Here is a 23971-nt window from a genome sequence, read left to right as displayed (position 1 = left end):
CGTCCTTACATGAAGAGTTGAATGTTGCTCAATGCCGATTCACGGTTCAGTAGATCGACACGCTTGCGACGAATACGCAGGCGGCCCTCTTCAACACGCAGCTCGTGGGTTACCCAGCCGGCATAAATGTTTTGTTCGTCGCCGCGTACTTCGGTGTAATGAAAGGCGGTGCGAACCACATACTGGCCCTGTTCGGGTTGATGCCAGGGGTGGGTGGTATCGATTTCGGGGCGCTGCAGCAAGTGGTGGCACCGACTGCGCGGCTGTTGCGAAAACGTGCGCTGACCTTTCAGGCGCTCGACCCGTACGCGCAGCAGCAGCTTGTCCTCGTCCATCAGCGATGTGTGCAGACGTGGGTCTTCCTGAGCGTAAGCCAGCGGCATCCAGTAATGACAGTCTTCGGTGAACAGATCGAGCCAGTCTTCAAATTGCAGTGCATCGAGAATACGGGCTTCGCTGTAAACGAATTCGATAATGTCCTGATCAGTGAACTGGCTCATGTGGATTCCTTCATGGTGGCTGTCATGTAACGCGCCCAGGCCCGATACTGATTGCGCATTTGCCATTCGTTGGTGCCGTTGGTGACTTCGTTCTTGCGGTCTTCTTCGCCGGGCTCGTAGAGGCGTGCAACGTTGACCCAGTCGCGGCCGCGCGATACCAGCCCGCGCTGCGCGCGTTCGTACATTTCGAGGTCGTCGTGGCCCACTACTGACGTTGGCGCGTTAATGAGGCGGTTGTACATGACGGTGCGTTCGAGCAGTTTGTCGGGCGCACCTACCAGGCGGAATGTCCAGGACTCGACCAGCGTTTTATTGGCCGCAATAGGCTTGAAAATACGCAGGGTTTGAATGGGGCCTTTGACCATGATGTTAGGGAAGAACGTGGTGTTGTGGCGCACGTCGTCCAAAATAGCCTTGGCGCGCTCTTCGCCGTAGGCGGCCGTCATGGCTTCGAAGTAGCCAGGTACGGCTGAATAAGCGGCGTGAATGGAGTTGGACACACCGGTATGGCCGTGACCGTTTTCCCAGACGCGTATGCCCATGCCCTCGAAGAATTCGTAGGGCGACATGAAGGGGGCGAACTGTTCGACGGCCATGGGTTTGGGTGTGCCTTCGGGGGCTTGTTCCCATACCTTGACGGCGGTACCCGCCGACGACTCGTGCGCCACCATGGGGTGACACGTATCGCTTTGGTTGTCGACCAGCATCTTCCAGTTGCAGTTGTGCATGTAGCGCAGCACCCCGCCGGCGACTTCAAGTTTGCCCTCGGGCGAGCGGTCAATCATGTTGTCGATTGTTGACAATGATTGACCAAAGAAGTCTTCGAAGCTTTGCCCTTCGGGGTTAAGGCGGCAGAAAATGAAGTCGCGATAGTTCTTGACGTTCTCGACCTTGGCCATGCCTTGGGCGGCTTCGCATTCTTTGAAAGTGTCGGGATCGTAGCCGCGCTTGAGCGGCAGCGCCAGCAGGTCGCCGTTTAGCTTGAACGACCATGCGTGGTAAGGGCAGCGGAAGAAGCGGCCCGCGTTGCCGCAGGTGTCGTTGACCAGCATGACACCTTTATGCGGACAGCGGTTGTACAGCACTTTGACGCTGTTGTCGGCGTCGCGCACCATCAGGACGTCATCCGTCCCGACGGTGGTGGTGAAGTAATCGCCCGGGTTGGGCACCTGACTTGCATGGCCTACATACACCCAGGTATTGGCAAACAAGTGTTCCATTTCCAGTTCAAAGAGCTCTTCGTCTATGAAGAGATCTTTGTGGACCTCTGTGGGGCGAACTAATGCTTTGATCGCCTCCGGGTTGTTTTTGTAGGTCATGACAAGTCTCCGGTAGTCATTTTATTGACCAAAAAGTCAGGCGGCTGCAGCGTCTCCCTGTGCAAGCAGCTTGTTCAGTTGTGTGCCTTTGTCGTCGGCCAGCGCGGCATCGCGTAGCTGCTTCAGGCGTAGCGCGGCATCGGGTTTACCGATGAGGTTGCGTGCCGCCTGAACGAGCTTTTGATACTTGCTGGTGCCACGGGCGTGCGTGTCGCTGTAGCCCTTGACCAACCGACGGCAGTTGACGATTTCAACGGCCAGTTCGTAGTTGCCCGGTGCCACTTGGGTAATGAGGTTGAGCCACTCGTGGAACCCGCGCATTTCGATCTTGTGACGCAAGGTGCTGCGACGAAAACGACGCATGCCGGCCAAACCGTAAAGCATTAAAAAGCCGGTCAGTGTGCCGCTTTGCAAGAAACGCCCTTTACGGAACATGGGTTCGAGCCACTTGCAAAGTTTGGGCGAGTTTTCGATGGCCTGCCCCAGAAACGACGGCATGGTGCCGCAGATTTCTTCAAGCCGCGGGTGCATGTATTCGGTTGTGTAGACCAGTTGGTCGGGCTTGGCGAGTACTTCTTCGCGTACGCGTTCGAAGCGGGCTTCGCGGGTTTTCAGGTCGGCAACCCGAATGACGTCGTCGTAGGCCATAGCGACGGCAACGTAGCGGGCTGCAGCGCTGGTCAGCGCCCACTGCTTGGCATCGCCGCCGTATTGCTTGTCGAGGGCGTGAATGCCGCGCATGTGCTCAAGGTACTCTTTGCCATAGGCCAGGTCTTGAAACTCGAGCGTGCGGCGCAGGCCGGCCACCAGCATGGGTTGTGCGGCAGGTGCAAAGTTTGTGCGAATGTCGTCGAGCAATTGCTTGACACGCGGGTTGGTCGCCGTTTGCGGTACGGCAGGTACCGGACGAGTCGTATCGATGAAGTCGGGGAAGTCGGGTGCGCCCTGGGCAGCATCGAAACCCAGCGCGAAAGCTTTAAGACTGGGCTTAACCCCTTTGCCGCTGCGTTCGATGGTGGCTTCGTAGTCGGCGCGGCTGAAGGGCAGCGTGCCGCTGCCGGCGATGGCGCCGAACAGGCTGGCGCTGATCACACTGCCGGCTTGTTCGGCCAGCGATTGCAGGTCGAAGCACATGAAGCGCTTGGCGGCTGTGCGGCCGGCTTCAATGACCTTGTTCGGGTCGGCGATGCCGTTGCCGGGGGCAGATTTTTCGCCAATGGCGTAGCTGCGGTGTGACGAGGCAATAAGGGTGCTGCGGTCGGGGGTGACCAGACCGCGCTGGATGGCGCGGCCGCCTTCCATCAGTTCGGAGGCGACGATCAGGTCGACATCGCCCGGAGTGGGCATCAGCGCCAGTGCGGGCTGACGACCTGCCACCTTGACGGCCTCTTCGGGCAAGAGCTCGAGGTAGTAAATGGTGGCGCCGGTACGTTGTGCAACGCCAGGTACCGAAGTGGTCTGAGCCCACCAGCCGGCGTGCTCGGCCATGTCGACAATCCAGTCGGCCAGCACGCCGCCGCCCTGGCCACCCATGGCCAGGATTGCGATCTTGATGGGGGTTACGTCGTGCAATTGTGTTGTTGTCATGGTTGGGGCTTACAAAGAGTATTGGGCAAGGCGCTGGTTACGTCGGGCTTGCAGGAAGCCGATGACGCGTTGACGGACTTTGGCTTTGAACAAGTCCCACTGGGTGGGGTTGTGCACAATGTCGGCCCGATAGAACGAAGGGCACAGTACGGCGGCGTGCGACACTTCGCCGCAGTTACCGCAACCGACGCAGCTGTTGTCGATGTAAGCGACTGGATCTTCTTTCAGTGGGTCACCGCTGTCTTTGATGGTGAGCGACGGGCAGCCCGACAAGCGGATGCAGGCGTGGTCGCCGGTGCAGACGTCGGAATCGACACCAAAGCGCTCTTTGACCATGCGCTTGCCTTCTTTGACGGCCTTGTTGAACTGCGGCTTGATGCGGCGTTGCTTGTTCAGCATGCACTCGGACTGCAGAATAAGTACTTTGGGGCCGGTGACTTCGGTGGTAAGCGCTTCTTCGAGCGTGTCGCGAACGCGCGCTACGTCGTAGGTGCGCTCAATGACCTTGACCCATTTGACGCCGACGCCCTTGACGGCTTCGATGATGGGGTTGTTGGTGGCACGGTTGGGGTTTTCGGCGCGTGACGACAAGATGTCTTGCCCGCCGGTCGCGGCCGAGTAGTAGTTGTCGATCAGGATGATGACGCCGTCGTATTTGTTGAATACGGCGTTACCAATACCCGATGACAAGCCGTTATGCCAGAAGCCGCCGTCGCCCATCATCGAGATGGAACGTTTGGAGGACTTGACGTTGAACGCCGCGGTACTGGCCGTACCCAGCCCGTAACCCATCGTGGTAGAGCCCAGGTTGAAAGGCGGCAAAATCGAGAACAGGTGACAGCCGATGTCACAGGCGATGTGGTGTTCGCCGAGTTTTTCTTGCGTGAGCGACAGCGCGGCAAAAATCGGGCGCTCGGGACAGCCGGTACAGAAGCCGGCGGGCCTTAGCGGCACGATCTCGGCCATGTCTTTCGACATACGTTGGAACGAGATGGGCTGCTCTTTGATCACAGGTTTCGGGCGCGTGACTTCGGCCACTTCCATGGCGGCATTGCCGTTAGCGGCTGCTGCGGGTGCCTGGGTGGGCTCGACGTCGATGACAGGCAGCAGTTCGGGGCGCTGGGCGGCCAGAAACTTTTGCAGGCCGTCGCGCATGACCGCAGTGGTGTATTCGCCGGCCAGTTGCAGTACGTCTTTACCCGACAAAATGGTGTCGATGCCCGCATGGCGCAAGATCATGTTCATGCCTTGCTCGATGTAGTTGGGCTGGCCTTCTTCAAACAGCAAGACGGCTTTTTTGTCTTTACAGAATTCGGTGACTTCGTCGTCGATCATGGGGTACGTGACGTTCATCACGTACAGCGGGATGCGGCTGTTGCCGAAGTTGTCGGCCAGGCCCAGCAGTTGCAGGGCGCGAATGACGCCGTTGTACAGGCCGCCCTGCAAAATAATGCCCAGGTCTTCGATGTCGCCGTCGAAGTGTTCGTTCAGTTTGTTTTCTTTAATGAACTTGACCGCCGCTGGCCAGCGCTGTTTGATTTTTTCGTGTTCGTGTACGTACGCTGCGGGGGGCAACACAATGCGCGACAGGTCGCGTTTTGGGTTGGCCAATGCTTCGGCCAGTGTAAATTTGGGACGTTGGTTGTCTTTGGCAATAAAGCGGCCGTGTACGTGGCAGCCGCGAATGCGTAACTGCAAAATAACGGGAGTGTTGCTGGCTTCCGACAATTGGAACCCGTGCTCGACAAAGTTGACCATGCTGTCGAGGTTGGGACGAGGGTCGAGCAACCAAAGTTGCGACTTCATGGCAAACGCGTGGGTGCGCTCTTGCATGATCGAAGAGCCTTCGCCGTAGTCTTCACCCACAATGACCAGAGCGCCACCGGTGACACCGCCCGAGGCCAGGTTGGCCAGCGCGTCGGAGGCGACGTTGGTACCAACTGTCGATTTCCAGGTGACCGCACCCCGGATGGGGTAGTTGACCGAGGCGGCCAGCGTTGCAGCGGCGGTGGCTTCAGAGGCACTGGTTTCAAAGTGCACGCCCAACTCTTCCAGAATGTCTTGCGCGTCGGCAAGCACATCCATAAGGTGGGAAATAGGCGAGCCCTGGTAACCGCCGACGTACCCTACGCCCGATTGCAACAGGCCTTTGGTCACGGCCAAAATGCCTTCGCCGCGGAATTCTTCGCCAGCGCCGATGCGAAGCTGCTGGACTTCTTTCTTGAATGAACGTTCTGCCATGGTGGTGTCCTTTACTTGAAGACGGTTGCGCGGATGCGACGTGCCTTCAAAAAAACATGAAAATTCATGTATTGGCAATATTTAATAAAAAAATCAGTCGTTTGAGTATCAGGGTAAACCATTAGTCGTCTTGACGTAGGGGTTTCGCTGGCATACGATTTTCCCCTTTTTCCGGATTGTTGTCTCTTATGAATAAAGGTGCTCAGGTGGCTGATGTCAACGCCCCAAAGGCCGGGCCTAAAGAGCCTGTGCGTTTTGTGCACCGATATCTGGCTTCGGTGCTGGCGTTGGCCAGCCATAATATTTCTGCCGAATTTCATGTTGAAGTGCGTAAAGCCGGGCTGACGGTAACCGAATGGCGCATATTGGGTAGTTTGTTTGAGGCCGAAGGCGAAACGGTGGGCGATTTGGCCCGTTTGGCCATTACCAAGCAACCTACGCTTAGCAAGGTGCTGCCTCGCCTGGAAGCCCAGGGGCTGGTAACCCTCGAAACGTCGCGTGTCGACCGCCGCCAGACGGTGGTGCGCATCACCCCCAAGGGTACGCTACTTATCAGTAGTTTGTGCGATAAAGCCATGGCGCATCAGCAGCGCGTGCTGGCCAAGCTGGGCCCCGATTACGCTGACCGGATGGTCGGTTTGCTGCGGGCCATTATTACCGACTAGGTATATTGAGGCGATGCGGGCCGCTGTAGCGGTGCCGCGCGCGAGGCTACAGGCTCAGCCCTGCTTTCTGGGCGAATGCCGCAGACCAATTCACTTTGAAATCGGTGGGCGTCCGCTCAACGAATAACGCAGCCAGCCCGTATTCTTGGGCCATTGTTGGCCCTGCGTCTGGCCCTAGGCAAAGCAGTGCGGTTGCCCAGGCGTCGGCCAATACGCATTGTTTGTGTATGACGGTGACGGCGGCCAGCGTGTGTTGCAAGGGTTGGCCCGTGCGCGCGTCCAGCGTGTGGGCGTAACGTTTGCCCTCGTGTTCAAAGTGGCGCCTGTAGTCGCCCGACGTGGCTACCGCCTCGTTGCTCAGTACAAGCGGCAAGTGTATTTCGTCGATACCGACTTGCCAGGGCTTGCCGTCGGGGTTGGTGCCGCGCGCCTTCAGTTCGCCGCCCAGTTCGACCAGGTAGTGGGTATAACCGTGTTCGTCCAGCGTGCGCGCCATGGCGTCTACACCGTAGCCTTTGGCAATAGACGACAGGTCAAACTGCAACCCGCCGGGCTGCCAGACGCCGCGGTGCTCGGGGTTCAGTGCAGTTTTGCGCCAGCCGCTGCGCAGCAGGGCATCGCGCAGCGCTGCCGGCGTCGGGGGCCGGGTACAGGGGCCGGCCGGTCCAAAGCCCCACAGGTTTACCAGCTCATTCAGGGTGGGGTCGTAGGCGCCTTGCGTGGCTTGCGCCACCTGCAGGGCGGCTTCCATCACTGTGTAGAACTCGGGTTCTATCTGATACCAGCCGGGCTCGGCACGGTTCAGCCGGCTGATGGTGCTGCAGGTGTCCCAGGTGCTCATTTGGTCGACGATGTTGTCGAGCGCGGCTTGCAAGGCGGCTTGTATCGCGTTAGACAAAGCCGGAGCCGGGTGTCTTTCGACGAGGCTTGCGCCTGCGGGGCGCAACGCGGGGCGGTGCGGACCGATGTCCACCGCCCACGTCGTCCCCATGCTGTTACCTTGCAGGCGGATCCAGTCGCTCATAGGCGTTACTGGGGCAAGACTTCGAGTGTGGCGGTGTAAGACAAGTTGCGTGTTTTCGCTTGTTTTACGCTGGTTTTGTCATCGCTGTGCTCGATGTGCAACCAGTATTGGCCGGCTTGCGGCCAGGTCAATTCGATTTCGCCGTCTGCATTTGTCTTGACGATGATTTCTTCAACCTGGTTGCGGTAACGCTGGGCGCCACGGACGACCTCGACATCGATGTTCTTGGCAGGTTGGCCGTCGAGCAAGACGACGAAGCTTGCCTTTTCGCCCGCGTACAGATCGTTCGGGTGGGTCAGTGGGCGCAGGCTCAGGCCCTGATCATCGGCTTTAATGGTCGTGGGTTTGTCGCGAGTGACAAAGGTTTCGATGCGACCATGGCGCTGCGTGACACGCAGATCTTCGGCGTTCTGGGGGACTTCGGTTGCAAACTTCTCGGGCGTGCCCATCCAGCGCTTGTTCTTGCCATCTTCTTTCCAGAAGGCGACCAGGCCTGCGTTGACAATGGCCAGCTGATACGTGCCGGGTTCGGTCAGTTCTACGTCAAAGCCGCTGCGCATCTGGCCCGTAAAGGTGTTCTGGGCCTGTACAGGCTTGCCGCTGGGGCTGGTGATGTCCAGGTTGCTGAGCTGCAATGGGCGGTAGTTGACATGAAATTTGTCGTTGCTGACGGCGGCGTCGACGGTAACCCACGCCTTGTCGCCCGACAGTACGGTAGACGAAGGCAACAGCCAGAAGTCGTGGGCGTTGGCGGCAGGGGCTGTCAGGGTGGCCGCCAGCAGCGACAGAGCAAGCAATTTCTTCATAAGACGGTCTCTTCTAAAGTGTGAAATGCAGTTAGGGGTTGGCGTGTAAAGTGACAGCGCCCAGTTCGTGTTTGCCTTCAGTGGCCTGGTGCTGCGTTGCTGTGGGCGGCCACGCTAGCGGCAGGCGAACCAGCTCGCGCCCGCCCTTTTCGCGTGAAGCTTCGACAACGATGTCGTACTGGCCGGCGGGCAGGTCTTTGAGTGCAGCGGCGCTGGCGGGTACGTTGATCTTGTGATCGCCGACGGGGCGTGTTGCCCCTGTCACGGCGTCGTCAGGTTCGCCTTGGGTACGGCCGCTGACACGCCACCATTGGCGCAGGTCTTTAAGCCATTTCTTGCCTTCACCGTCGGCTTTCTTGTTTTCGTACCACACCGCAATGTCGCGCACGACTTTGCGATTTTCGCCCTCTAGCCAAACCGCTACGTAGGGTCGGTGGTATTCGGCGGTGTCAATTTTTGGCAGGTTGATGTTCAGTGCCAGGTCGGCCGCCACGCTGTGCCCGCCCATCAGCGAAGTCAGCAAAATAGCGGTGGTGGCGGCGGTTTTAACTGGAAGGGCCATGGTTACGGTCTCTGGTTCAGGGTCTATGGGTTTGCGTTGAGTCGGTTACGACGGCGTTGATGGTTTTAAGTTGTGGGGTGCACGACGCACTCGCGGGCTCGTCGTCAGTGAACCAGCAGCAGCATCAGCAGCGCGGGAATCACCACGCCGGCACTGGTAATGGGCCAGGTCATGGGGCGGTTCTTGCCGTGGATCTTCAGCAGCACCAGGCCGGTAATGGCGAAGACCAGGCAGGCAACGGCCAGGATGTCAATAAACCAGCGCCAGGCGACTCCGCTATGACGTCCTTTGTGCAAGTCGTTCAGATAGGCGATCGCGCCGCGATGTATGCGTTCGTATTCAAGTTCGCCGGAGGCCAGGTCAATGGCCAGCCAGGCATCGCCGCCAGGCTCGGGCAGCGATACATACACTTCGTCAGCAGACACTTCGGCCGGTCGCCCCGCAATACGAATGCCCAGGGCCTGGTCAAGCCAGTTCTCGAGGTTGGCGGGCAACACAGGGGGGCTGGCGCGCTGCGTTTTGGACTCTGATGCGTCGCCGTTAGCGACGGTATTGGCCCACGACTGAATATTGACGTGGATGTCGTTGGGTAGTGCAAGTTGGCGTTGGGTCGTTTCGGCGTTGCCCTCGAACAGCGAAGTGTTGTTCAGCGTGACCCCGGTAATCGAAAACAGGATCAGGCCCGCCAGGCTGATGGCGGCGCTTACCCAATGCCACTGATGCATTGTTTTCATCCAGGTGTTCTTGCTGCGAGGCTTGCTGCGGGCGACGGCGTTCATTTAATTCAAAACAGGCGCTTGGGGCGTAATGGGTGGGTTCGGGTGGCCAAATGCGATTGCGTCAATGCAAGGCGAGACCCTGCGTTTGAGCTGTTACATCGACTGGCGCCGATTATATCTTAAATAAGAATGGTTATCATCATTATTATTGTTATTGAGTCTGGTAGTTTGAGGTGCAGATTGTGGGGCGGGGCCGATCCATACTGGGGCGTTTGAGCGCTCAGGGCGCGGTACCCGGCGTTCAGCTGCAGTCTGCACCCTCTGGGGCTGTTGCGGTCTGTGATGTGGCACAGATATTGCTTTATGTCTTTCACGAAGTCTTCAAACTTCGTGTGTAGTATGGCTAATGAGAGAGAGCCTCGCGCTCACACAGCCGCTTCGGCGTGCTGTGTGAGCGCTTTTTTTGAACTTTCTGCCCTGACCGGCGGTCATATTGGTAACCCTCTTAGCACTCGGCCGCACAGAGTGCTAATATAAAAGTTACCTATTCCAAGGATCAGGACTGCACACGAAAATGACGAACCCATCGCAATCTTTGGCACTGTCTAACACAGCGTTGACAGCGGCCATCTCGAACCCCGGTGCACTAGGCACTATCGAGGCCTATATTGCAGCGGTTAATCGTTTGCCCGTGCTTTCTGCCGAGCAAGAAACTGAACTGGGCAAGCGTTTGCGCGACGCCGCCGATCTCGACGCCGCTCGCGAACTTATCTTGTCGCATCTGCGTCTGGTCGTATCGGTTTCGCGCCAGTACCTGGGCTATGGTCTGGCGCATGCCGACCTCATCCAAGAAGGCAATATCGGCCTCATGAAGGCCGTCAAGCGCTTCGACCCCGACCGCGGTGTGCGGCTGGTGTCGTTTGCAGTGCACTGGATCAAAGCCGAAATCCACGAATACATCGTGCGTAACTGGCGTATGGTCAAAATCGCCACCACCAAAGCCCAGCGCAAGCTGTTCTTTAATTTGCGCAGAATGCGCCCCGACGGCCAAACGCTTGACCCGGCGCAGGTCGATGCCATTGCGCGTGAACTCAACGTGCGTCCCGAAGACGTCAGCGAGATGGAAGTCCGCCTGACGGGTCGCGAACTGGCTCTCGAGGCGCCGCAAGACGACGAAGATGCTTTTGCTCCTGTTTCGTATTTGTCTGACGACGGCATGCAAGAGCCTTCTAACGTGCTCGAGCGCCGCGCTAGCGATGCGCTGCAAGGCCCCGGGCTGGGCAAGGCCCTGGAAATGCTCGACGCCCGCTCCCGACGTATTGTCGAGGCTCGTTGGTTGCAAGACGAGGGTGGCGCCACCTTGCACGAGCTGGCTGCCGAATACGGCGTATCGGCCGAGCGCATTCGCCAGATCGAGGCGGCAGCCTTCAAAAAAATGCGCGCAGCGCTCACGGTTTAAGCTAACTGGCGGGTGCTTTCAAGTGTCAGGCGTCGCGTCGGCCCAGATCACGCTTAATTGATCGCCCTGGCGTTGGCAGCAGGGCAGATACAAAAAAATACATTTTCATCAGGTATTTGACTGAACCAAATGCCGGTCGTAAGGCCTAAACCTTATAAGACATCGTTGACATTCACCTCGTTGTGTCCGGTGTCTTGTGACCGCTTCTGCTTCTCTCAATCCCCTCCCTTCTGAAGCGGGTTTTTTAGTGGGACGCCAACCTCGGCGTCCCCTTTTTTATTTCACCATGACTCCAGTGCCGCATTTCGCTGGACTGCGCCAAAGCCCGATACAGCAGGTTTATCAATAGCTTAGGTGAGTTCACCATATGCCGGTGCTTTCCGAAATCTGACCCGACTTCCCCGCTGAAGGCTCCTATGAGGCTCCCGGGAACCGGGACGTTCCGAGGAGTCATTATGGCAAAACTCAAGCTCACCAAGTCGGCAGTCGATGCGGCGCAACCCCAGGCGCAGGCCGTCGAACTCCGGGATACGCTGGTGCCCGGCTTCTTGTGCAAGATTACCCCAGCAGGCCGCAAGGTGTTCATGCTCCAGTACCGCACGAATGCGGGCGCGCGCCGCAAGCCTGCTTTGGGTCTGTACGGGGAATTGACCGTCGAACAAGCCCGTGCACTGGCTCAGGAATGGATGGCCGAAGTACGCCGGGGCGGTGATCCTAGCGCAGCCAAGGCCGCAGCCCGTTCCGCTCCCACAGTCAAGGAACTGTGCGGCACGTTCATGGAGGACTATTCCAAGCAGCGTAACAAGCCCAGCACGCAGGAAGGCTATCAGGGCGTCATCGACCGCAACATCATTCCTTTGCTGGGTCGTATGAAGGTGCAGGACGTGAAACGTTCGGACGTCGCCGCAGCAATGAAGAAGATGGCGCACAAACCGGCTGATGCGAACCGGACGTTCAGCGTCATGCGCCGCATGTTCAACCTGGCCGAAGTATGGGGGCATCGGCCCGATGGCACCAATCCGTGCCGCCATGTCCCGATGTTTCCCAGCGGCAAGGCTACCCATCTCATCAGTGACGAGGACATGGGCAAGTTGTTTCGGCAACTCGACAAGATCGAAGCCGAGGGCTTGGAAAACTACGTCATCCCTTTGGCGATTCGCCTGCAATTCGAGTTTGCTGGCCGACGTGGCGAAATTGTCACGCTTCAATGGGATTGGGTCGATCTGGAAAACCGGCGAGTTGTCTGGCCGGACAGCAAGACAGGTGGCATGTCCAAGCCCATGAGCGAGGAAGCCTATAGGCTGCTTTCGACGGCACCACGCCGAAAGAATTTTCCTTACGTTCTGCCGTCTCCGCGCCACCCCGACCGGCACTTGACCACGGGCGAGTATTACAACGGCTGGAGTCGTGCCCTCAAGGCAGCCGGTGCGGCACATGTCGGTACGCACGGCATCCGTCATCGCTCCGCAACGGATATTGCCAATTCGGGCATCCCGGTCAAGGTCGGTATGGCGCTGACGGCGCACAAGACCGTGGCGATGTTCATGCGCTATGTCCACACCGAGGATGACCCGGTGCGCAAGGCTGTCGAGTTGGTCGCCAAGCGCCGTATAGCGGTGGTTTCGGGCAAAACAGCCAGTAACACGAGTGGTGCTTCTAGCAAGGCTGAGTTCAGTCAGAAGGGGTCCTAGGCAGCACGCAATGCAACTAGTTATGCCACTTCCAATGTTCGAGTGGCACCTTGGTCACCTCATCGCCTGTCGCGTGGGCAGGTGATCTCCCTAAAAACATTGAAGAGATGGTACATAAACTGGTACAATTAAAAAATTGTATGTACCAAATAAAAAATTCAGAGTTAAGATATGGTTCAAGTAGACGAGAATGATTTATCACTTCTGTTCCAACAGGGCATCCAAGGTAATGCTGCCAGCTTCGTCTTGCTAGCGAGGCGGCTAGTCAGTCGATTGAAGAAAAGTGACCCTGCCACCGCCACCCTTCTCGCCGAAACCCTCTCCTCAATGTCTTCGCCCACACGCTCAGTAACCCAACCCGTGGATGCCGACAGTCGCCGTGGCTTGCTTAAGGAGGAAATGGCCGTTGTTCTAGACCATGAGCCAATCTGGTCACCGGATATTGCATTAAAACTCGGTCGTGTGATTGATGAGCGTCGGCTTGCCACGAAGCTGCGCCTATCTGGCCTTGAGCCCATGAAAGCTTTGCTGTTCAAGGGGCCACCTGGCGTTGGCAAAACGATGGCTTGCCGGTGGCTCGCCCGCGAACTGGGTCTTCCTCTTTTGACGTTGGATCTAGCCACCGTGATGAGCAGCTTACTTGGCAAGACAGGAACGAACGTACGAGCGGTTGTTGATTACGGACGGGGATTCCCGTGTGTTCTTTTGCTCGACGAGTTTGATTCTATTGCCAAGCGCCGGGACGATGAACGCGATGTAGGGGAGCTTAAGCGCTTGGTCACAGTGTTACTGCAGGCTATTGACGAATGGCCTTCAACTTCGTTGTTGGTGGCGGCAACTAATCACCCTGAACTTCTTGACCCAGCAGTTTGGCGGCGCTTCGATCTTGAACTCGACTTCGAAAATCCATCTGAACCGGCCATTGTGCAATTCCTGCGAGCCGAAGGTATTTCGGTCACGGTAGCAACGGAGCTTGCGGCCATCTACGCAGGGTCATCGTACGCAGACCTTCGTCGTTCTGCGCAAAGTGCAAAAAAAGCGGCAGTCCTCTCCGATCGCTCCTTTGAAGAGGTTTTGGCTGAAGAGGGGTTGACCTCGATGGCTGCGCTTCAAGAATCAACATTCCTTCGCGACGTAAAGATCAAGAGGCTAGCCGCCGAGGGGATATCTCACCGAGATATAGCTCAGCAACTTGGTATATCCCACCCAACAGTGGGAAGGGTACTCAAAAAGACAAAGGGGAACTAAGCTATGGCGACCAAAAACCTACTCCTTGGCGGTGGCGAGAGAATTGCTGGGCGGGCAACCATCGTGCGTGGCGGTGGCCCAAAGAAGAGGCCTTACACTCTTGCCGAGGTACGGGACAGACTGCTCGCACCGGTACACGATATTGCAACTGCTTTACGTAACACTCCTACGGGTGCAAAACCGCGGGGAGAGGGAGTGTTTGAAATGACACTGCATCCCTCATTCCTTGCCAGAAGCTACTACCCTTCAAAGTTGCTATCTGCTACTGGACTCCGAGACGTTGGCAGCAAAGAGAGAACGATAACGCCGAGGAAAGCTTCGGAAGACCGGCTTGAGGGCAAACCCCACGCGACAGCTTCGATTCTTGTGGCCGGAAGGGAGGATGGAATTAACAGACTCGCTTCGTTTCTCACTGATGAGGGAGTGCCGGAATACATCGGCCAACAACTCACCGAAATAGAGTCTATCCAATGGCTTGGCTCGGAAGATAAATTGCGTGGCGAGCTTCCAGCGGACGATGCTCATCACTCATTTGAGGTTGCATTACATGCCGGTGCCAACGAGGATGACATCGTAATAGGCTTTCAGCGATTTGCAATGCAGTTGGGAGCAGATGTTGATCTAAAACGAAGGATCAGAGTTGGCGGCCTTACTTTTCTTCCGGTGACTGCGACATCATCACAACTGCTGGCGCTTTCGCAATTCACTTTCTTACGAGTTGCCCGCCCGATGCCGGCGTTGCGAATTGCTGTGCCAAACATGGTGCGCCAGACTATGAATGCGATTCCTTTTGCATTGCCTGTTGGTGGACCGCTTCATCCAAAAGAGCGGGTTGCCATTTTTGATGGAGGACTAGGAACCGCAGATCTTTCGGCGTGGGCCACTGAGTACACATTTCCGGAGACATCCGATACTTCTGGCATGTTACTCATGCACGGTAGCGAAGTGACATCGACCTTTCTATTCGGGCGCCCCCAAATAGGAACTCCAATCAAACGACCGTTCATGGGCGTTGATCACTTTAGGGTTCTAGCACCGACATCTGGGCGAGATCCCGACCTGTTTGACGTACTGCTTCGGATCAAAAGTGTCCTGGAAGCTGGTCGGCATCGGTTTGCGAATCTCAGTCTTGGCCCTCGCATGCCAATCTATGACGACGAGGTGCATGTTTGGACTGCGACACTCGATCAGCTGTGCGCTAACTATGACATTCTGTTGACCGTCGCCGTCGGCAACGACGGAGAAGCAACAGGTGCTGATCGTATCCAACCTCCCGGGGATATGGTTAATGCCATTGCTGTTGGTGCATCCAACTCCGCAGGAAAAAAATGGAAGCGAGCTCCATATAGCTGTATTGGACCGGGGAGAAGTCCAGGCTATGTTAAGCCTGATGGCGTGGCGTTCGGCGGCAGCGAAAAAGAATTGTTCGAGGTTTTCAATCCACTTATCGGAAGCGTGGTCGGTGTAGCTGGAACAAGCTATTCCTCACCGTTGACGCTTCGTACGGCTGCTGGTGTTGCCGCGACAACGAGTTACGAACTCTCGTCTATCGCTCTCAAAGCCTTATTGATCCATCATTCCGAGCACTCGGCCCGACTGCCTCGTGCTGAGGTGGGGTGGGGGCGATTTCGCGAAGACAGCCTAGCTCTGCTTGAATGTGCGCCCGATTCTGCGACAGTTGTATTCCAAGCTTCTTTGGCCAAAGGAGAGTTCCGACGCTGCCCCATTCCATTCCCTGACATCTTGATCTCTGGGAAGGTGACAATCAAGGCAACATTCTGCATTTGCGCACATACAGACCCAGAGCATGCTATCAATTACACGCGTTCCGGGATGGGAGTTACTTTTAGACCTTTGTTGGGCATCGGCGACGACACTTCTACTGAATTTTTTGGTATCAGGTCACAGTACAAGGCCACAGAACGCGAAATGCGAGATGCTGGTCACAAGTGGGAGACAGTCCTTCATCGCAGCAGAGACTTCACAGAGGGTACGTCACTATCCGCCCCAGTCTTCGACGTGGAGTATCACGCACGTGAAGCCAGCAGATCAGTTCCGCCAACATCGGCTCCCGACGTATCTTTTGCACTTGTTGTAACGGTGCAAGCTCCTGGGGTGGCCAACCTATACGATTTGATCAGGCAGAAGTATCCGGTCCTGCTGCCTGTTGAACTTCGCGCCGACGTCGTGATTGACACGTAACAAAAGAGATTCCGCACCTGTTTTGCGCACGCTTACATGCGCGAAACAGGCGCGGCAGCATTCCAAACCCTTGCCAGCAGGAAGCAGAGTCGCTGGAATCGCCACAGCACGCTATGAAGCCGTCTTCATGCCTTGAAACGTCTCTCCGATTTGGCATTGCGTGTGCATTCGCACCGTACACTAAGCTGTATTCGGCACAGCCATTACACGGCAGACAGCTACCGATGCCGCGCTGCCGCCTCACTGAATTCGCGTGCTGCGGAGCTTGGAGCGGCGGAAGGCAAGACAAAAGGGGGCGGCACCTGTCCGCCCGTAAAGCCAGTCTGCACGTGGGGGGAGCGCGGCACGTCACCTGGATGGCATCGTGCCGTTGAACTGCGCCAAGCCGCGTGAATGCTGACCTGACCGCGTGCCATCTATGCCGCAACGCGCTCTGCTACGCCTGAGCAGCAGCACAACGAAATCGGCAAGGAAGTCAGTGGGGCGAGTCTGAAGCGTCCGAAATGACCTGCTCGATGAAGCGAGACAGAGGTTCAGAAGGAGCTGTATCGGCCCGCAGAAGATAAGTTGTCAGAACCGGGGAGATGCCCGCCAGCGGGCGGCTGGTCACATCTGGCGAACGACAGGCGGTAATCTGCGAAGCCCCGACCAGGGCCAAGGCATAGCCGGCAGAAACCAAGGTCAACATCAAGTCGAGCGAGGCGGTCTCCTCGGCAACCAACGGCTCGATTTCCACGGTCCGCAGTACCCGAGAAATCTGTCGGCAGTAGCCTTCACAGATATGTGGATCACCCATTACCAAGGGATAGCGCAGGACTTCCTTCAGCGGGATACGTTTATAGGCCAGCAGAGGATGTTTGGCAGGCATCGCCACCACCAGCGGATCGTTCCAAGCAGGCACCGCCAGCAGGCCATCGTCCACGTCGTCGGATTGCGCAAAGCCCGCGTCGTAGAGGTCTTCACGCAATCCAGTGATTTGCTGCGATAACGGTATCTCGGTCAGATGAATTCCGACTTCGGGATCATCGTCCCGGCACTTCGCCAGAAAGGCACTCAGGCGTGGCGGCGTGATGCCGTCTGACAGCGCGATGCGCAGTTGACTATCGTAGCCAGCGGCAACCGCTTTGGCTCCTTCGCACGCCTGTTGTAAGGCAGTGAAAATACGCGGTACATGTTCCTTGAATACTTCTCCCGCCCGCGAAAGGCGGGTACTGCGCGTGGTGCGGATGAATAACCGAACGCCAAGGGTTTCCTCAAGCTCCTTGATCGTCCGAGACAGTGGTGACTGCTCAATATGCAATTTCTCGGCTGCGCGGGCGAAGTGGAGTTCTTCGGCTACGGCTAGAAAACACCTCAGATGCCGTAATTCCATATCCTACAGTGTCTGACCATTTTCCGCGCGCAAAACTTGTCCGGTTACAGACTCGGCTTTGAGCAACATCAGTACAAGATCTGCAATATCTTCGGGAGTCGATATGCGCTGCAATGGCAAATGCCCAGACAATGCACGCATTTTTTCTTCATTGCCTTGCCACCAGCGTGTGGCAACTGCGCCGGGTGCAACGCAATTGACTCGAACGGCTGGAGCTAATGCCCGAGCAAGAGAACGGGTCATTCCGTGTACGGCCGATTTCGAAACCGCATAAGGCAACGACGAGCCATAACCCGTCTCTCCAGCGATACTCCCAATATTGACGATTGCTGAACCAGTTTGTTCTTTAAGATAGGGGGCTGCCGCTTGGCAGCAATGAAATGTGCCTTTGACATTGACATCAAACAGCGCGTCCCAAATGTCATCGTCTATGGCATCCAAATCATTGAAATTCAATTGTTTCGTGATACCTGCGTTATTCACCAAATAGTCGATGCGGCCAAAGGATTGACGTACTGTTTCAATCGTTTTCCGTACCATGAGAGCATCTGCGATATCTGCTTGAAAGGCAATTGCCTTGCCACCCTCTTCGGTAATAGTTGACACCGTATCTTGAGCATCACTGTCACTATTCGAATAGAAAATTGCAACGGTTGCGCCTTGCCTTGCCAATAAGGTACTTACAGCACGGCCGATACCTGTCCCCCCTCCTGTAACAATGGCTGTTTTGTTCAAAAGTGGGAATTTGAGTTGCTTCATATCCAATGCTCTTTGCTTAGTTAAATAGGAAACGATCGCTACCTATTTGGTTAAAAAATTATTTGAGAAAACGCATAGCCTGCTCGACTACGACACCAAGCTCTTCACCTTTGACTCCCGCCTTCCCGGCAACGCGTATGCCCATGAGCGTGCACCATAACAACTTGGCTGCTGCAATTGGGTCAATATCCTCACGAAATGCCCCATCAGCAACCCCTTGTTCAATAAGGGAAACCAGGGTTGATTCATTCCGTTGTAATGCTTCGCGAACTTTGGATGCCACGTTTACTTCGAGCAAGTCGAGTGCCGAGACGCTTCCTACGATGAGGCAGCCCAATTGTCCCTCTGCACCCGTGGATGACTGTACGTAATAAGTAAGCGCTGCCTGCAGTTTGGCGGCACTATGACTTTCCCTTGCCAAAACACCGGAAAGTTCATCTTGCCGACGAGCACAATAGCGATCGAAAACTGCAATAAATAGCGCCTCTTTTCCCGCAAAAGCCTTATAGAGACTACCTTCCGTTAATCCCGTAGCCTTGCTCAGTTCACTGATCGAAGCTGCGTGATATCCACGTTTTCGAAAAACGCTGGTTGCCTTATCAAGCACCCCGCCCATATCGAATTCTCGAGGGCGCCCTGGTGCTCGTGATATGCGGATAAGTTTAGATTTCGATTTCATCACGCCACAATTATAGAACGATCATTTCCTAATAACAACCACCATTTTCTTCTTAGCTTATAAGGCAGCCTTCCAGCAACCATTGCTTCCGATCAGTGGCTTCAATCAATTCCAAAGCCCAATCTTCTAGGACACGCGCCCCAACCGCTGCCCCATGCCATCATCCAGCATCGCATCCATTGGCGAGCATGACACTACGCCGGTAAATACCTGTCATGAGCTGCCCATGTCGCTCAGCCAGTACCATGTTTGTTGGACTGCGCCAAACTTGGTTTGCGCATTGCTCCTAGATGACCCCTGAAGCGCTCACGGGTCGCAATACCCAACGGCTAGATTTGAGCTCAACCTGCTGTCTTTCCTAAGGTTTTTCTTGCATTACTGATGCCGAAAAAACTTGACATCAGCCATTTTTTATGTGCGCAGCCTGCGATAGTCAGGCGCTTGTTAATGGCGCTTAAGCCGAATAAATTACGCGCGCCAAGCCCTAGAGACGGTCCTGTCCTCGTAAACCACATAGTTATTTCGGCCGTTGTGCTTTGCGGCATACAACGCCTGGTCTGCGCGTCTCAGCAGATCGTCGGCGTCGATGGGATCGCTGCCGTCAAAGTACGCCACCCCAATACTTGCCGATACGGTGACAGTCGCATGGCCCAGGGTAACGGGTGCGCGGAGGGATTCTAAAATCTTGTCGAAGATGGTCGTGTTGCCAGAGCGTCGCAATATCAGTGTGAACTCGTCCCCGCCAAGACGGGCGACGGTGTCTTCGGCGCGGACCAGTGACTGCAGCCGATTAGCTATTTCGATCAACAAGTGGTCGCCAGCGTCGTGGCCATGATGGTCGTTGACGGGCTTGAACCCATCAAGATCAAGCATGCATACGGCCAGTGTTTCGTTGGTACGTCGTGCCTGGGCCACGGCTTGATGCAGTCTGTCGACCAGCAGCCGACGGTTCGGGATGCCGGTTAATGCATCATAAAAACCCATGCGCTCCAGCTCTTGCTCGTGATGCTTGAGCACGGTGATGTCCTGGATATAGCCATGCCATGTAATGCTGCCATCGTCGTGTCGCGTGGGGGTCGAGCTGCCCTTTACCCAAATTTCGCCCTTGGTGGGGTGGTTGTACCGATAGGTTGCCGTCCATGTGTTCAGCGTAAGGGCCGAGGTTTCAATGGACTGCGTCAACTGCGGATAGTCGTCAGGGTGAACACGGCTATAGACCATGTTGGCATCTTCTGACAATTCGGCGTAGGTGTAGCCGTACACATCGGAAATCTGGCGTGAGGCATAGGTAAATCGGCTAGCGCCGTCGGCGTCCAGTCGGAACTGATACAACGCGCCGGGTACGTTCTCGGCCAGCTCGCCCAGCCGTTGCCACAGGGCGCTGCGCTCTTGCTCGGCCAAAATGCGCTGGGCGTTAAGATGTTGTTCGGCTGCGCGGGCCGACAGTAGCTGGCGGTGCAACCACGCCAGGCGTGTCGCCAGTAAGGCCAGGGCAATCAGTACCGCACTTAGCGTACCGACCAGCAGAAGGTTCTGCTGAATGAACTCAAAGGGTGTCACCGACGGCGCCTGGTCGAAGGGGGGCAGCCGCAGCGTGACCATGGCGTCTTCGACGGCGCTGTAGTCCCGCGGGATGGTGAAGCCATAAATACCGGCCTTGACTGCGACCGGGTCACCGGGTTCGATAGCCAGCAAGGCCGCCAACACACGCCGACTCGTGTCGCGGTCGATGTGCGGTAACGCCGCAATGGCCCATTCTGGGTAAAGCGTCGTTGAGGTGACAAAAGGGAAGTTGGGCCATTTGATGGGCTCCAGGACTTCAAGTTGTGCAACGTCGGTGCGCCCTTCGGCTTGCATGGCCTCGAGTATGCCGGTACGAATAAAGCCGGCATCGGCGCGCTTGTCGAGTACGGCATCGACCACTTTGTCGTGCGGGTTGCCCAGTGCCATAAACTGGATGCGGTCCAGGTCGATACCCTTCTTGCGCAGATGTGCTGCTTGTGCCGTGTAGCCGCCCAGGTACTGGCGGCCCAGAATGGCGACCTTTTTTCCTTCAAGGTCTGAAAGGGTCTTGATGTTGTCGTTGTCTTTGCGTTTGATAATGACGCCGCCCAGCTGCGACACCGGCTGCCCGGCGTGCAGGGTAACCTGGGTGGCAATGGCCCCAGTCAGCAGGTTCGAACTACGCAGGCGGATGTAATGCGCCGGGTTGGTAAACACGATGTCCAGCAGCGCGTTATCGACGGCGGTGGCCATTTCGTCTTGTTCAAGAAAGTGCAGTCTGACGGCGTGGCCAGGCAGGATTTTTTGGAGATATTCGGCTAAAGGCACCCACATCGGCCGCAAGATGTGTTCGGGGCGATAGTTGAAAATGCCGATTTCCAGCGTGCGCGCTGGTTGGGAAATGTCGGGGGCGGTATTAGCGGCGTGTGCTGGCCGCGTAGTTAATGCCAGGCCTATTAAGCAAACAACAAATAGCAGTCTTGTTAGCCCAGCCAACATCAAATATGGCGGGCATGTAGGGCGTGCCAACCCAGGGGGCCCAACAGTATTGACACGGCATTTGCGCAAGATAGCCCCGATGGTGATTGGCACAATCGCCACCTATCTTAAGCGCATTGGAGCAGTAATTACAACAGTGCTTTGATGTCGGCGGCGAGTTGATCGGCTGGCGCTGTGGCGTTGACCAGCACACGAGCTTGGCCGTTCTTGTCAAACAAATAGAACGATGCCGTGTGGTCCATCGAGTAGGTGTCGTTGCTGCGGTCGGGCACCTTGGCATAAAACGCCTTGAATGACCGTGCAGTTTCTTTCAGTTGATCTGGCGTGCCTGTCAGCCCGGCAAAGTCGGGGTTAAAGGCTTTGACATAGTTGGCCAGCACTTCGGGGGTGTCGCGCTCGGGGTCGACGCTGATCATCATGACTTGAACGTCTTTTGCTTGATCTCCCAGCAAAGACAACGATTGCGAGATATGCGCCAGGGCGGTGGGGCAGACGTCTGGGCAATGCGTAAACCCGAAGAAGACCACCAGGGCTTTGCCTTTGTAGTCGGCCAGGGTACGGGGCTGGCCCGTATGGTCGATCATGTTCAGGCCGCTGCCCAGGCCCGTGCCCGAGATATCAGACCCATGAAATTGAGGCTTCGGGTCGGGGCCGCAGGCCGCCAGCAATGCGGTCAGCCCTACGGCGCCAGCCAGCTTAAGTAACGAGCGTCGATTAAACGTGGTGGTAGTCATTAAAGCAGCAGTATCCAGTGGTCGATAAGCAGCGCCAGGAACAGCAGTGACAAGTACAGAATCGAGAAACGGAACAGTTTGCGCGACAGGGTGTCGGAATAGTTACGATACAGCTGCCACGAGTACCAGACAAACAGCCCGCTAAGTACGGCAGCGCAGCCCAGGTAAATGAAGCCGCTCATGCGGATCATGAAGGGCAGCATGGTGGCGGCGAACAACACCAGGCTGTACAAGAAAATGTGCAGCAACGTAAATTGCTGGCCGTGAGTGACCGGCAGCATGGGCAGGCCCGATTCGGCGTAGTCGGTGTTTCGGTAAAGCGCCAGCGCCCAGAAGTGCGGCGGGGTCCAGATAAAAATAATGAGCACCAGCACCCAGGCCTCGGCCGGTACCGAGTTGGCCACGGCAGCCCAGCCTAGCGCCGGCGGCATGGCGCCAGACAACCCACCAATGACGATGTTTTGCGGTGTCAGTGGCTTGAGGATAATGGTGTAGATGATGGCGTAGCCCACAAAAGTGGCGAAGGTCAGCCACATTGTCAGCGGGTTGACCCAGTGGTAAAGCACCAGCATGCCAACACCACCCAAAATGCCCGACAGCACCAATACCTGCAGGTTGGTAATGGTGCCCTGTGCCGTTGCCCGACGCGCCGTACGCTGCATTTTGGCGTCGACTTCTTGTTCGATAAGACAGTTGATCGCAAAGGCGGCGGCGGCCAGCAGCCAGATACCGATGGTTGCGGCGACAACGGGTTGCCAGGGCGGCAAGCCCGGGCTGGCCAGGAACATACCGATAATGGCGCAAAATACGGCCAGTTGCGTAACACGGGGTTTGGTTAATACCCAGTATTGTCGCCACAGCCCGGACGAAGGAAGGGATGATGCAGTACTCATGGCGCTATTGTAGTCTGACGGGTGGCCGCCAAGCGAACCAGCAGGGTGGTGCTGAACAGAACCAGTCCCGCAGCACCGCCGTTATGCAAGACGGCAATCAGCAAGGGCCATTCGAAGAAAATGGTGGTCAGGCCGGTGAACAGTTGTGCCAGCAACAACAGCAAAATGGCGGTGGCGGGGGTGCGCAGGCCAGGCTCTTGGCGCAATTTAAGCGCCAGCAAGCCCATATACACAAACACGACAAAAGCAAAGTTACGGTGTACCCAGTGAATGGCGGTAAGCGCGTGCTGCGAAATCATTTCGCCCGAAGGCAGCTCACCCAAAGCGCGGATGAGTGAGAAGCCGCCGTGCAAGTCCATAGGCGGTATCCACTGCCCATTGCAGGTTGGGAAATCCATGCACGCCAACGCGGCATAGTTGGTGCTGACCCAGCCGCCTAACGCGATCTGCGCGAATATCAGAATGAACCCGACCACCATCCAGGGGTGCCAGCGCGCCGCGGTCGACGGTATTGGTGGATGGGACTTCTCGCGCGCGGCGAGCCAGGTCATCAGGGCTAAAAGGGTCATGCCGCCCAACAAATGAATCGTGACAATAATGGGCATGAGTTTGAGCGTGACTGTCCATGCGCCGAAAGCACCTTGTACGCACACGGCAATCAGTGTGACGATGGCCAGGCGGGGCGTGTTCCCCAGCACCTTGCGGTGTCGCCACGCCATGATGACGATACAGATGATCAGCAGGCCTAACAGCGCGCCCACGTAGCGGTGGATCATTTCGATCCAGGCTTTGGGGAAGCTGACTGGGCCATAAGGCATGGCCTCGACGGCAGCCCGAATATGGTCTGACGCGCCGATGGGCGTGACTTTGCCGTAGCAGCCGGGCCAGTCGGGGCAACCCAGGCCAGAGTCAGTCAGGCGCACGAAGGCGCCAAACATGATCAGGTCAAGCGTAAGAAACCAGGTGAAGAAAACCAGCTTGCGGTAGCGGGCTTTGATGGCGTCGATCA

General features: G+C 56.7%; 20 protein-coding genes. 5 read left to right on the top strand and 15 right to left on the bottom strand.

What is annotated here, in order from left to right; translation table 11 throughout:
• Window positions 1-5: 5 nt before the first annotated feature.
• Genes PuT2_RS05260 through PuT2_RS05245 form a run of 4 tightly spaced genes read right to left on the bottom strand, consistent with a single transcriptional unit; the run spans window position 6 to window position 5647 of the window.
• Window positions 6-500, bottom strand: coding sequence for an aromatic-ring-hydroxylating dioxygenase subunit beta (locus tag PuT2_RS05260; protein WP_093969962.1), 495 nt, complete (start codon window positions 498-500; stop codon window positions 6-8).
• A complete protein-coding gene (locus tag PuT2_RS05255) occupies window positions 497-1819 on the bottom strand; it encodes an aromatic ring-hydroxylating dioxygenase subunit alpha (RefSeq protein WP_093969961.1) in 1323 nt (440 codons plus the stop codon). Before PuT2_RS05255 ends, PuT2_RS05260 begins: the two co-directional genes overlap by 4 nt.
• A gap of 36 nt (window positions 1820-1855) precedes the next feature.
• A complete protein-coding gene (locus PuT2_RS05250; protein WP_093969960.1) occupies window positions 1856-3406 on the bottom strand; it encodes an indolepyruvate oxidoreductase subunit beta family protein in 1551 nt (516 codons plus the stop codon).
• Window positions 3407-3415: 9 nt separating this feature from the next.
• On the bottom strand, window positions 3416-5647 hold the full coding sequence (locus PuT2_RS05245) for an indolepyruvate ferredoxin oxidoreductase subunit alpha (RefSeq protein ID WP_093969959.1): 2232 nt from the start codon (window positions 5645-5647) through the stop codon (window positions 3416-3418).
• 188 nt (window positions 5648-5835) lie between these two features.
• Here PuT2_RS05245 and PuT2_RS05240 point away from each other — a divergent pair, with 188 nt between their 5' ends.
• Window positions 5836-6312, top strand: coding sequence for a MarR family winged helix-turn-helix transcriptional regulator (locus PuT2_RS05240; protein ID WP_093969958.1), 477 nt, complete (start codon window positions 5836-5838; stop codon window positions 6310-6312).
• Window positions 6313-6358: 46 nt separating this feature from the next.
• Here PuT2_RS05240 and PuT2_RS05235 read toward each other — a convergent pair whose 3' ends face one another.
• The 4 genes from PuT2_RS05235 to PuT2_RS05220 all read right to left on the bottom strand — a co-directional run bounded on the left by PuT2_RS05235 (window position 6359) and on the right by PuT2_RS05220 (window position 9483).
• Window positions 6359-7336 (bottom strand): FAD:protein FMN transferase, encoded by a 978-nt coding sequence (locus PuT2_RS05235; RefSeq protein ID WP_254046943.1) that lies wholly within the window; start codon window positions 7334-7336, stop codon window positions 6359-6361.
• A 5-nt stretch (window positions 7337-7341) separates the two neighbouring features.
• Window positions 7342-8142 carry a DUF4198 domain-containing protein gene (locus PuT2_RS05230; RefSeq protein ID WP_093969957.1) on the bottom strand — a complete coding sequence of 267 codons (801 nt, stop codon included), beginning with the start codon at window positions 8140-8142 and terminating at the stop codon, window positions 7342-7344.
• 31 nt (window positions 8143-8173) lie between these two features.
• Complete coding sequence (locus PuT2_RS05225; RefSeq protein ID WP_093969956.1) at window positions 8174-8704, bottom strand: DUF2271 domain-containing protein; 531 nt, start codon at window positions 8702-8704, stop codon at window positions 8174-8176.
• Between the two features lie 104 nt (window positions 8705-8808).
• Window positions 8809-9483 (bottom strand): PepSY-associated TM helix domain-containing protein, encoded by a 675-nt coding sequence (locus PuT2_RS05220; protein WP_093969955.1) that lies wholly within the window; start codon window positions 9481-9483, stop codon window positions 8809-8811.
• A gap of 514 nt (window positions 9484-9997) precedes the next feature.
• Between PuT2_RS05220 and rpoH the strand changes: the two genes are divergently transcribed.
• The 4 genes from rpoH (at window position 9998) to PuT2_RS05200 (ending at window position 16023) form a co-directional block, all read left to right on the top strand.
• Window positions 9998-10882 (top strand): RNA polymerase sigma factor RpoH, encoded by an 885-nt coding sequence (gene rpoH / locus PuT2_RS05215; protein WP_093969954.1) that lies wholly within the window; start codon window positions 9998-10000, stop codon window positions 10880-10882.
• A 455-nt stretch (window positions 10883-11337) separates the two neighbouring features.
• Complete coding sequence (locus tag PuT2_RS05210; RefSeq protein WP_254046942.1) at window positions 11338-12573, top strand: site-specific integrase; 1236 nt, start codon at window positions 11338-11340, stop codon at window positions 12571-12573.
• Between the two features lie 171 nt (window positions 12574-12744).
• The gene (locus PuT2_RS05205) at window positions 12745-13821 is read left to right on the top strand and encodes an AAA family ATPase (RefSeq protein ID WP_093969953.1); all 1077 of its coding nucleotides are present in this window, start codon (window positions 12745-12747) and stop codon (window positions 13819-13821) included.
• 204 nt (window positions 13822-14025) lie between these two features.
• Window positions 14026-16023 carry a S8 family peptidase gene (locus tag PuT2_RS05200; protein WP_216820797.1) on the top strand — a complete coding sequence of 666 codons (1998 nt, stop codon included), beginning with the start codon at window positions 14026-14028 and terminating at the stop codon, window positions 16021-16023.
• A gap of 475 nt (window positions 16024-16498) precedes the next feature.
• Here the strand turns inward: PuT2_RS05200 and PuT2_RS05190 are convergent, their stop codons facing one another.
• The 7 genes from PuT2_RS05190 to PuT2_RS05160 form a co-directional block, all read right to left on the bottom strand.
• Window positions 16499-17395 carry a LysR family transcriptional regulator gene (locus tag PuT2_RS05190; RefSeq protein ID WP_093969950.1) on the bottom strand — a complete coding sequence of 299 codons (897 nt, stop codon included), beginning with the start codon at window positions 17393-17395 and terminating at the stop codon, window positions 16499-16501.
• A 3-nt stretch (window positions 17396-17398) separates the two neighbouring features.
• On the bottom strand, window positions 17399-18154 hold the full coding sequence (locus PuT2_RS05185; RefSeq protein WP_093969949.1) for an SDR family NAD(P)-dependent oxidoreductase: 756 nt from the start codon (window positions 18152-18154) through the stop codon (window positions 17399-17401).
• 58 nt (window positions 18155-18212) lie between these two features.
• Window positions 18213-18770, bottom strand: coding sequence for a TetR/AcrR family transcriptional regulator (locus PuT2_RS05180; protein ID WP_158214012.1), 558 nt, complete (start codon window positions 18768-18770; stop codon window positions 18213-18215).
• A 531-nt stretch (window positions 18771-19301) separates the two neighbouring features.
• A complete protein-coding gene (locus PuT2_RS05175) occupies window positions 19302-21335 on the bottom strand; it encodes a diguanylate cyclase domain-containing protein (protein ID WP_093969947.1) in 2034 nt (677 codons plus the stop codon).
• A gap of 128 nt (window positions 21336-21463) precedes the next feature.
• Window positions 21464-22069: an SCO family protein gene (locus PuT2_RS05170; protein WP_093969946.1), complete on the bottom strand. Its 606-nt coding sequence runs from the start codon at window positions 22067-22069 to the stop codon at window positions 21464-21466.
• Complete coding sequence (cyoE, locus tag PuT2_RS05165; protein WP_093969945.1) at window positions 22069-22962, bottom strand: heme o synthase; 894 nt, start codon at window positions 22960-22962, stop codon at window positions 22069-22071. Before cyoE ends, PuT2_RS05170 begins: the two co-directional genes overlap by 1 nt.
• The gene (locus PuT2_RS05160; RefSeq protein ID WP_093970090.1) at window positions 22959-23969 is read right to left on the bottom strand and encodes a heme A synthase; all 1011 of its coding nucleotides are present in this window, start codon (window positions 23967-23969) and stop codon (window positions 22959-22961) included. Before PuT2_RS05160 ends, cyoE begins: the two co-directional genes overlap by 4 nt.
• Window positions 23970-23971 lie beyond the last annotated feature (2 nt).

Origin of the sequence: Pusillimonas sp. T2 (assembly GCF_002236805.1) — a bacterium.
Classification (GTDB): Bacteria; Pseudomonadota; Gammaproteobacteria; order Burkholderiales; family Burkholderiaceae_B; genus Neopusillimonas.
The sequence above is the reverse complement of the archived record's forward strand: the minus strand, read 5'-3'. Positions and strand labels throughout refer to the sequence as shown.

Coding starts and splice junctions, on each gene's coding strand:
- PuT2_RS05240 (WP_093969958.1), top strand. CDS start 5,836: ATGAATAAAGGTGCTCAGGTGGCTGATGTCAACGCCCCAAAGGCCGGG.
- PuT2_RS05235 (WP_254046943.1), bottom strand. CDS start 7,336: ATGAGCGACTGGATCCGCCTGCAAGGTAACAGCATGGGGACGACGTGG.
- PuT2_RS05230 (WP_093969957.1), bottom strand. CDS start 8,142: ATGAAGAAATTGCTTGCTCTGTCGCTGCTGGCGGCCACCCTGACAGCC.
- PuT2_RS05205 (WP_093969953.1), top strand. CDS start 12,745: ATGGTTCAAGTAGACGAGAATGATTTATCACTTCTGTTCCAACAGGGC.
- PuT2_RS05255 (WP_093969961.1), bottom strand. CDS start 1,819: ATGACCTACAAAAACAACCCGGAGGCGATCAAAGCATTAGTTCGCCCC.
- PuT2_RS05260 (WP_093969962.1), bottom strand. CDS start 500: ATGAGCCAGTTCACTGATCAGGACATTATCGAATTCGTTTACAGCGAA.
- PuT2_RS05175 (WP_093969947.1), bottom strand. CDS start 21,335: ATGTTGGCTGGGCTAACAAGACTGCTATTTGTTGTTTGCTTAATAGGC.
- PuT2_RS05190 (WP_093969950.1), bottom strand. CDS start 17,395: ATGGAATTACGGCATCTGAGGTGTTTTCTAGCCGTAGCCGAAGAACTC.
- PuT2_RS05210 (WP_254046942.1), top strand. CDS start 11,338: ATGGCAAAACTCAAGCTCACCAAGTCGGCAGTCGATGCGGCGCAACCC.
- PuT2_RS05170 (WP_093969946.1), bottom strand. CDS start 22,069: ATGACTACCACCACGTTTAATCGACGCTCGTTACTTAAGCTGGCTGGC.
- PuT2_RS05225 (WP_093969956.1), bottom strand. CDS start 8,704: ATGGCCCTTCCAGTTAAAACCGCCGCCACCACCGCTATTTTGCTGACT.
- rpoH (WP_093969954.1), top strand. CDS start 9,998: ATGACGAACCCATCGCAATCTTTGGCACTGTCTAACACAGCGTTGACA.
- PuT2_RS05185 (WP_093969949.1), bottom strand. CDS start 18,154: ATGAAGCAACTCAAATTCCCACTTTTGAACAAAACAGCCATTGTTACA.
- PuT2_RS05250 (WP_093969960.1), bottom strand. CDS start 3,406: ATGACAACAACACAATTGCACGACGTAACCCCCATCAAGATCGCAATC.
- PuT2_RS05245 (WP_093969959.1), bottom strand. CDS start 5,647: ATGGCAGAACGTTCATTCAAGAAAGAAGTCCAGCAGCTTCGCATCGGC.
- cyoE (WP_093969945.1), bottom strand. CDS start 22,962: ATGAGTACTGCATCATCCCTTCCTTCGTCCGGGCTGTGGCGACAATAC.
- PuT2_RS05180 (WP_158214012.1), bottom strand. CDS start 18,770: ATGGGCGGGGTGCTTGATAAGGCAACCAGCGTTTTTCGAAAACGTGGA.
- PuT2_RS05200 (WP_216820797.1), top strand. CDS start 14,026: ATGACACTGCATCCCTCATTCCTTGCCAGAAGCTACTACCCTTCAAAG.
- PuT2_RS05220 (WP_093969955.1), bottom strand. CDS start 9,483: ATGAACGCCGTCGCCCGCAGCAAGCCTCGCAGCAAGAACACCTGGATG.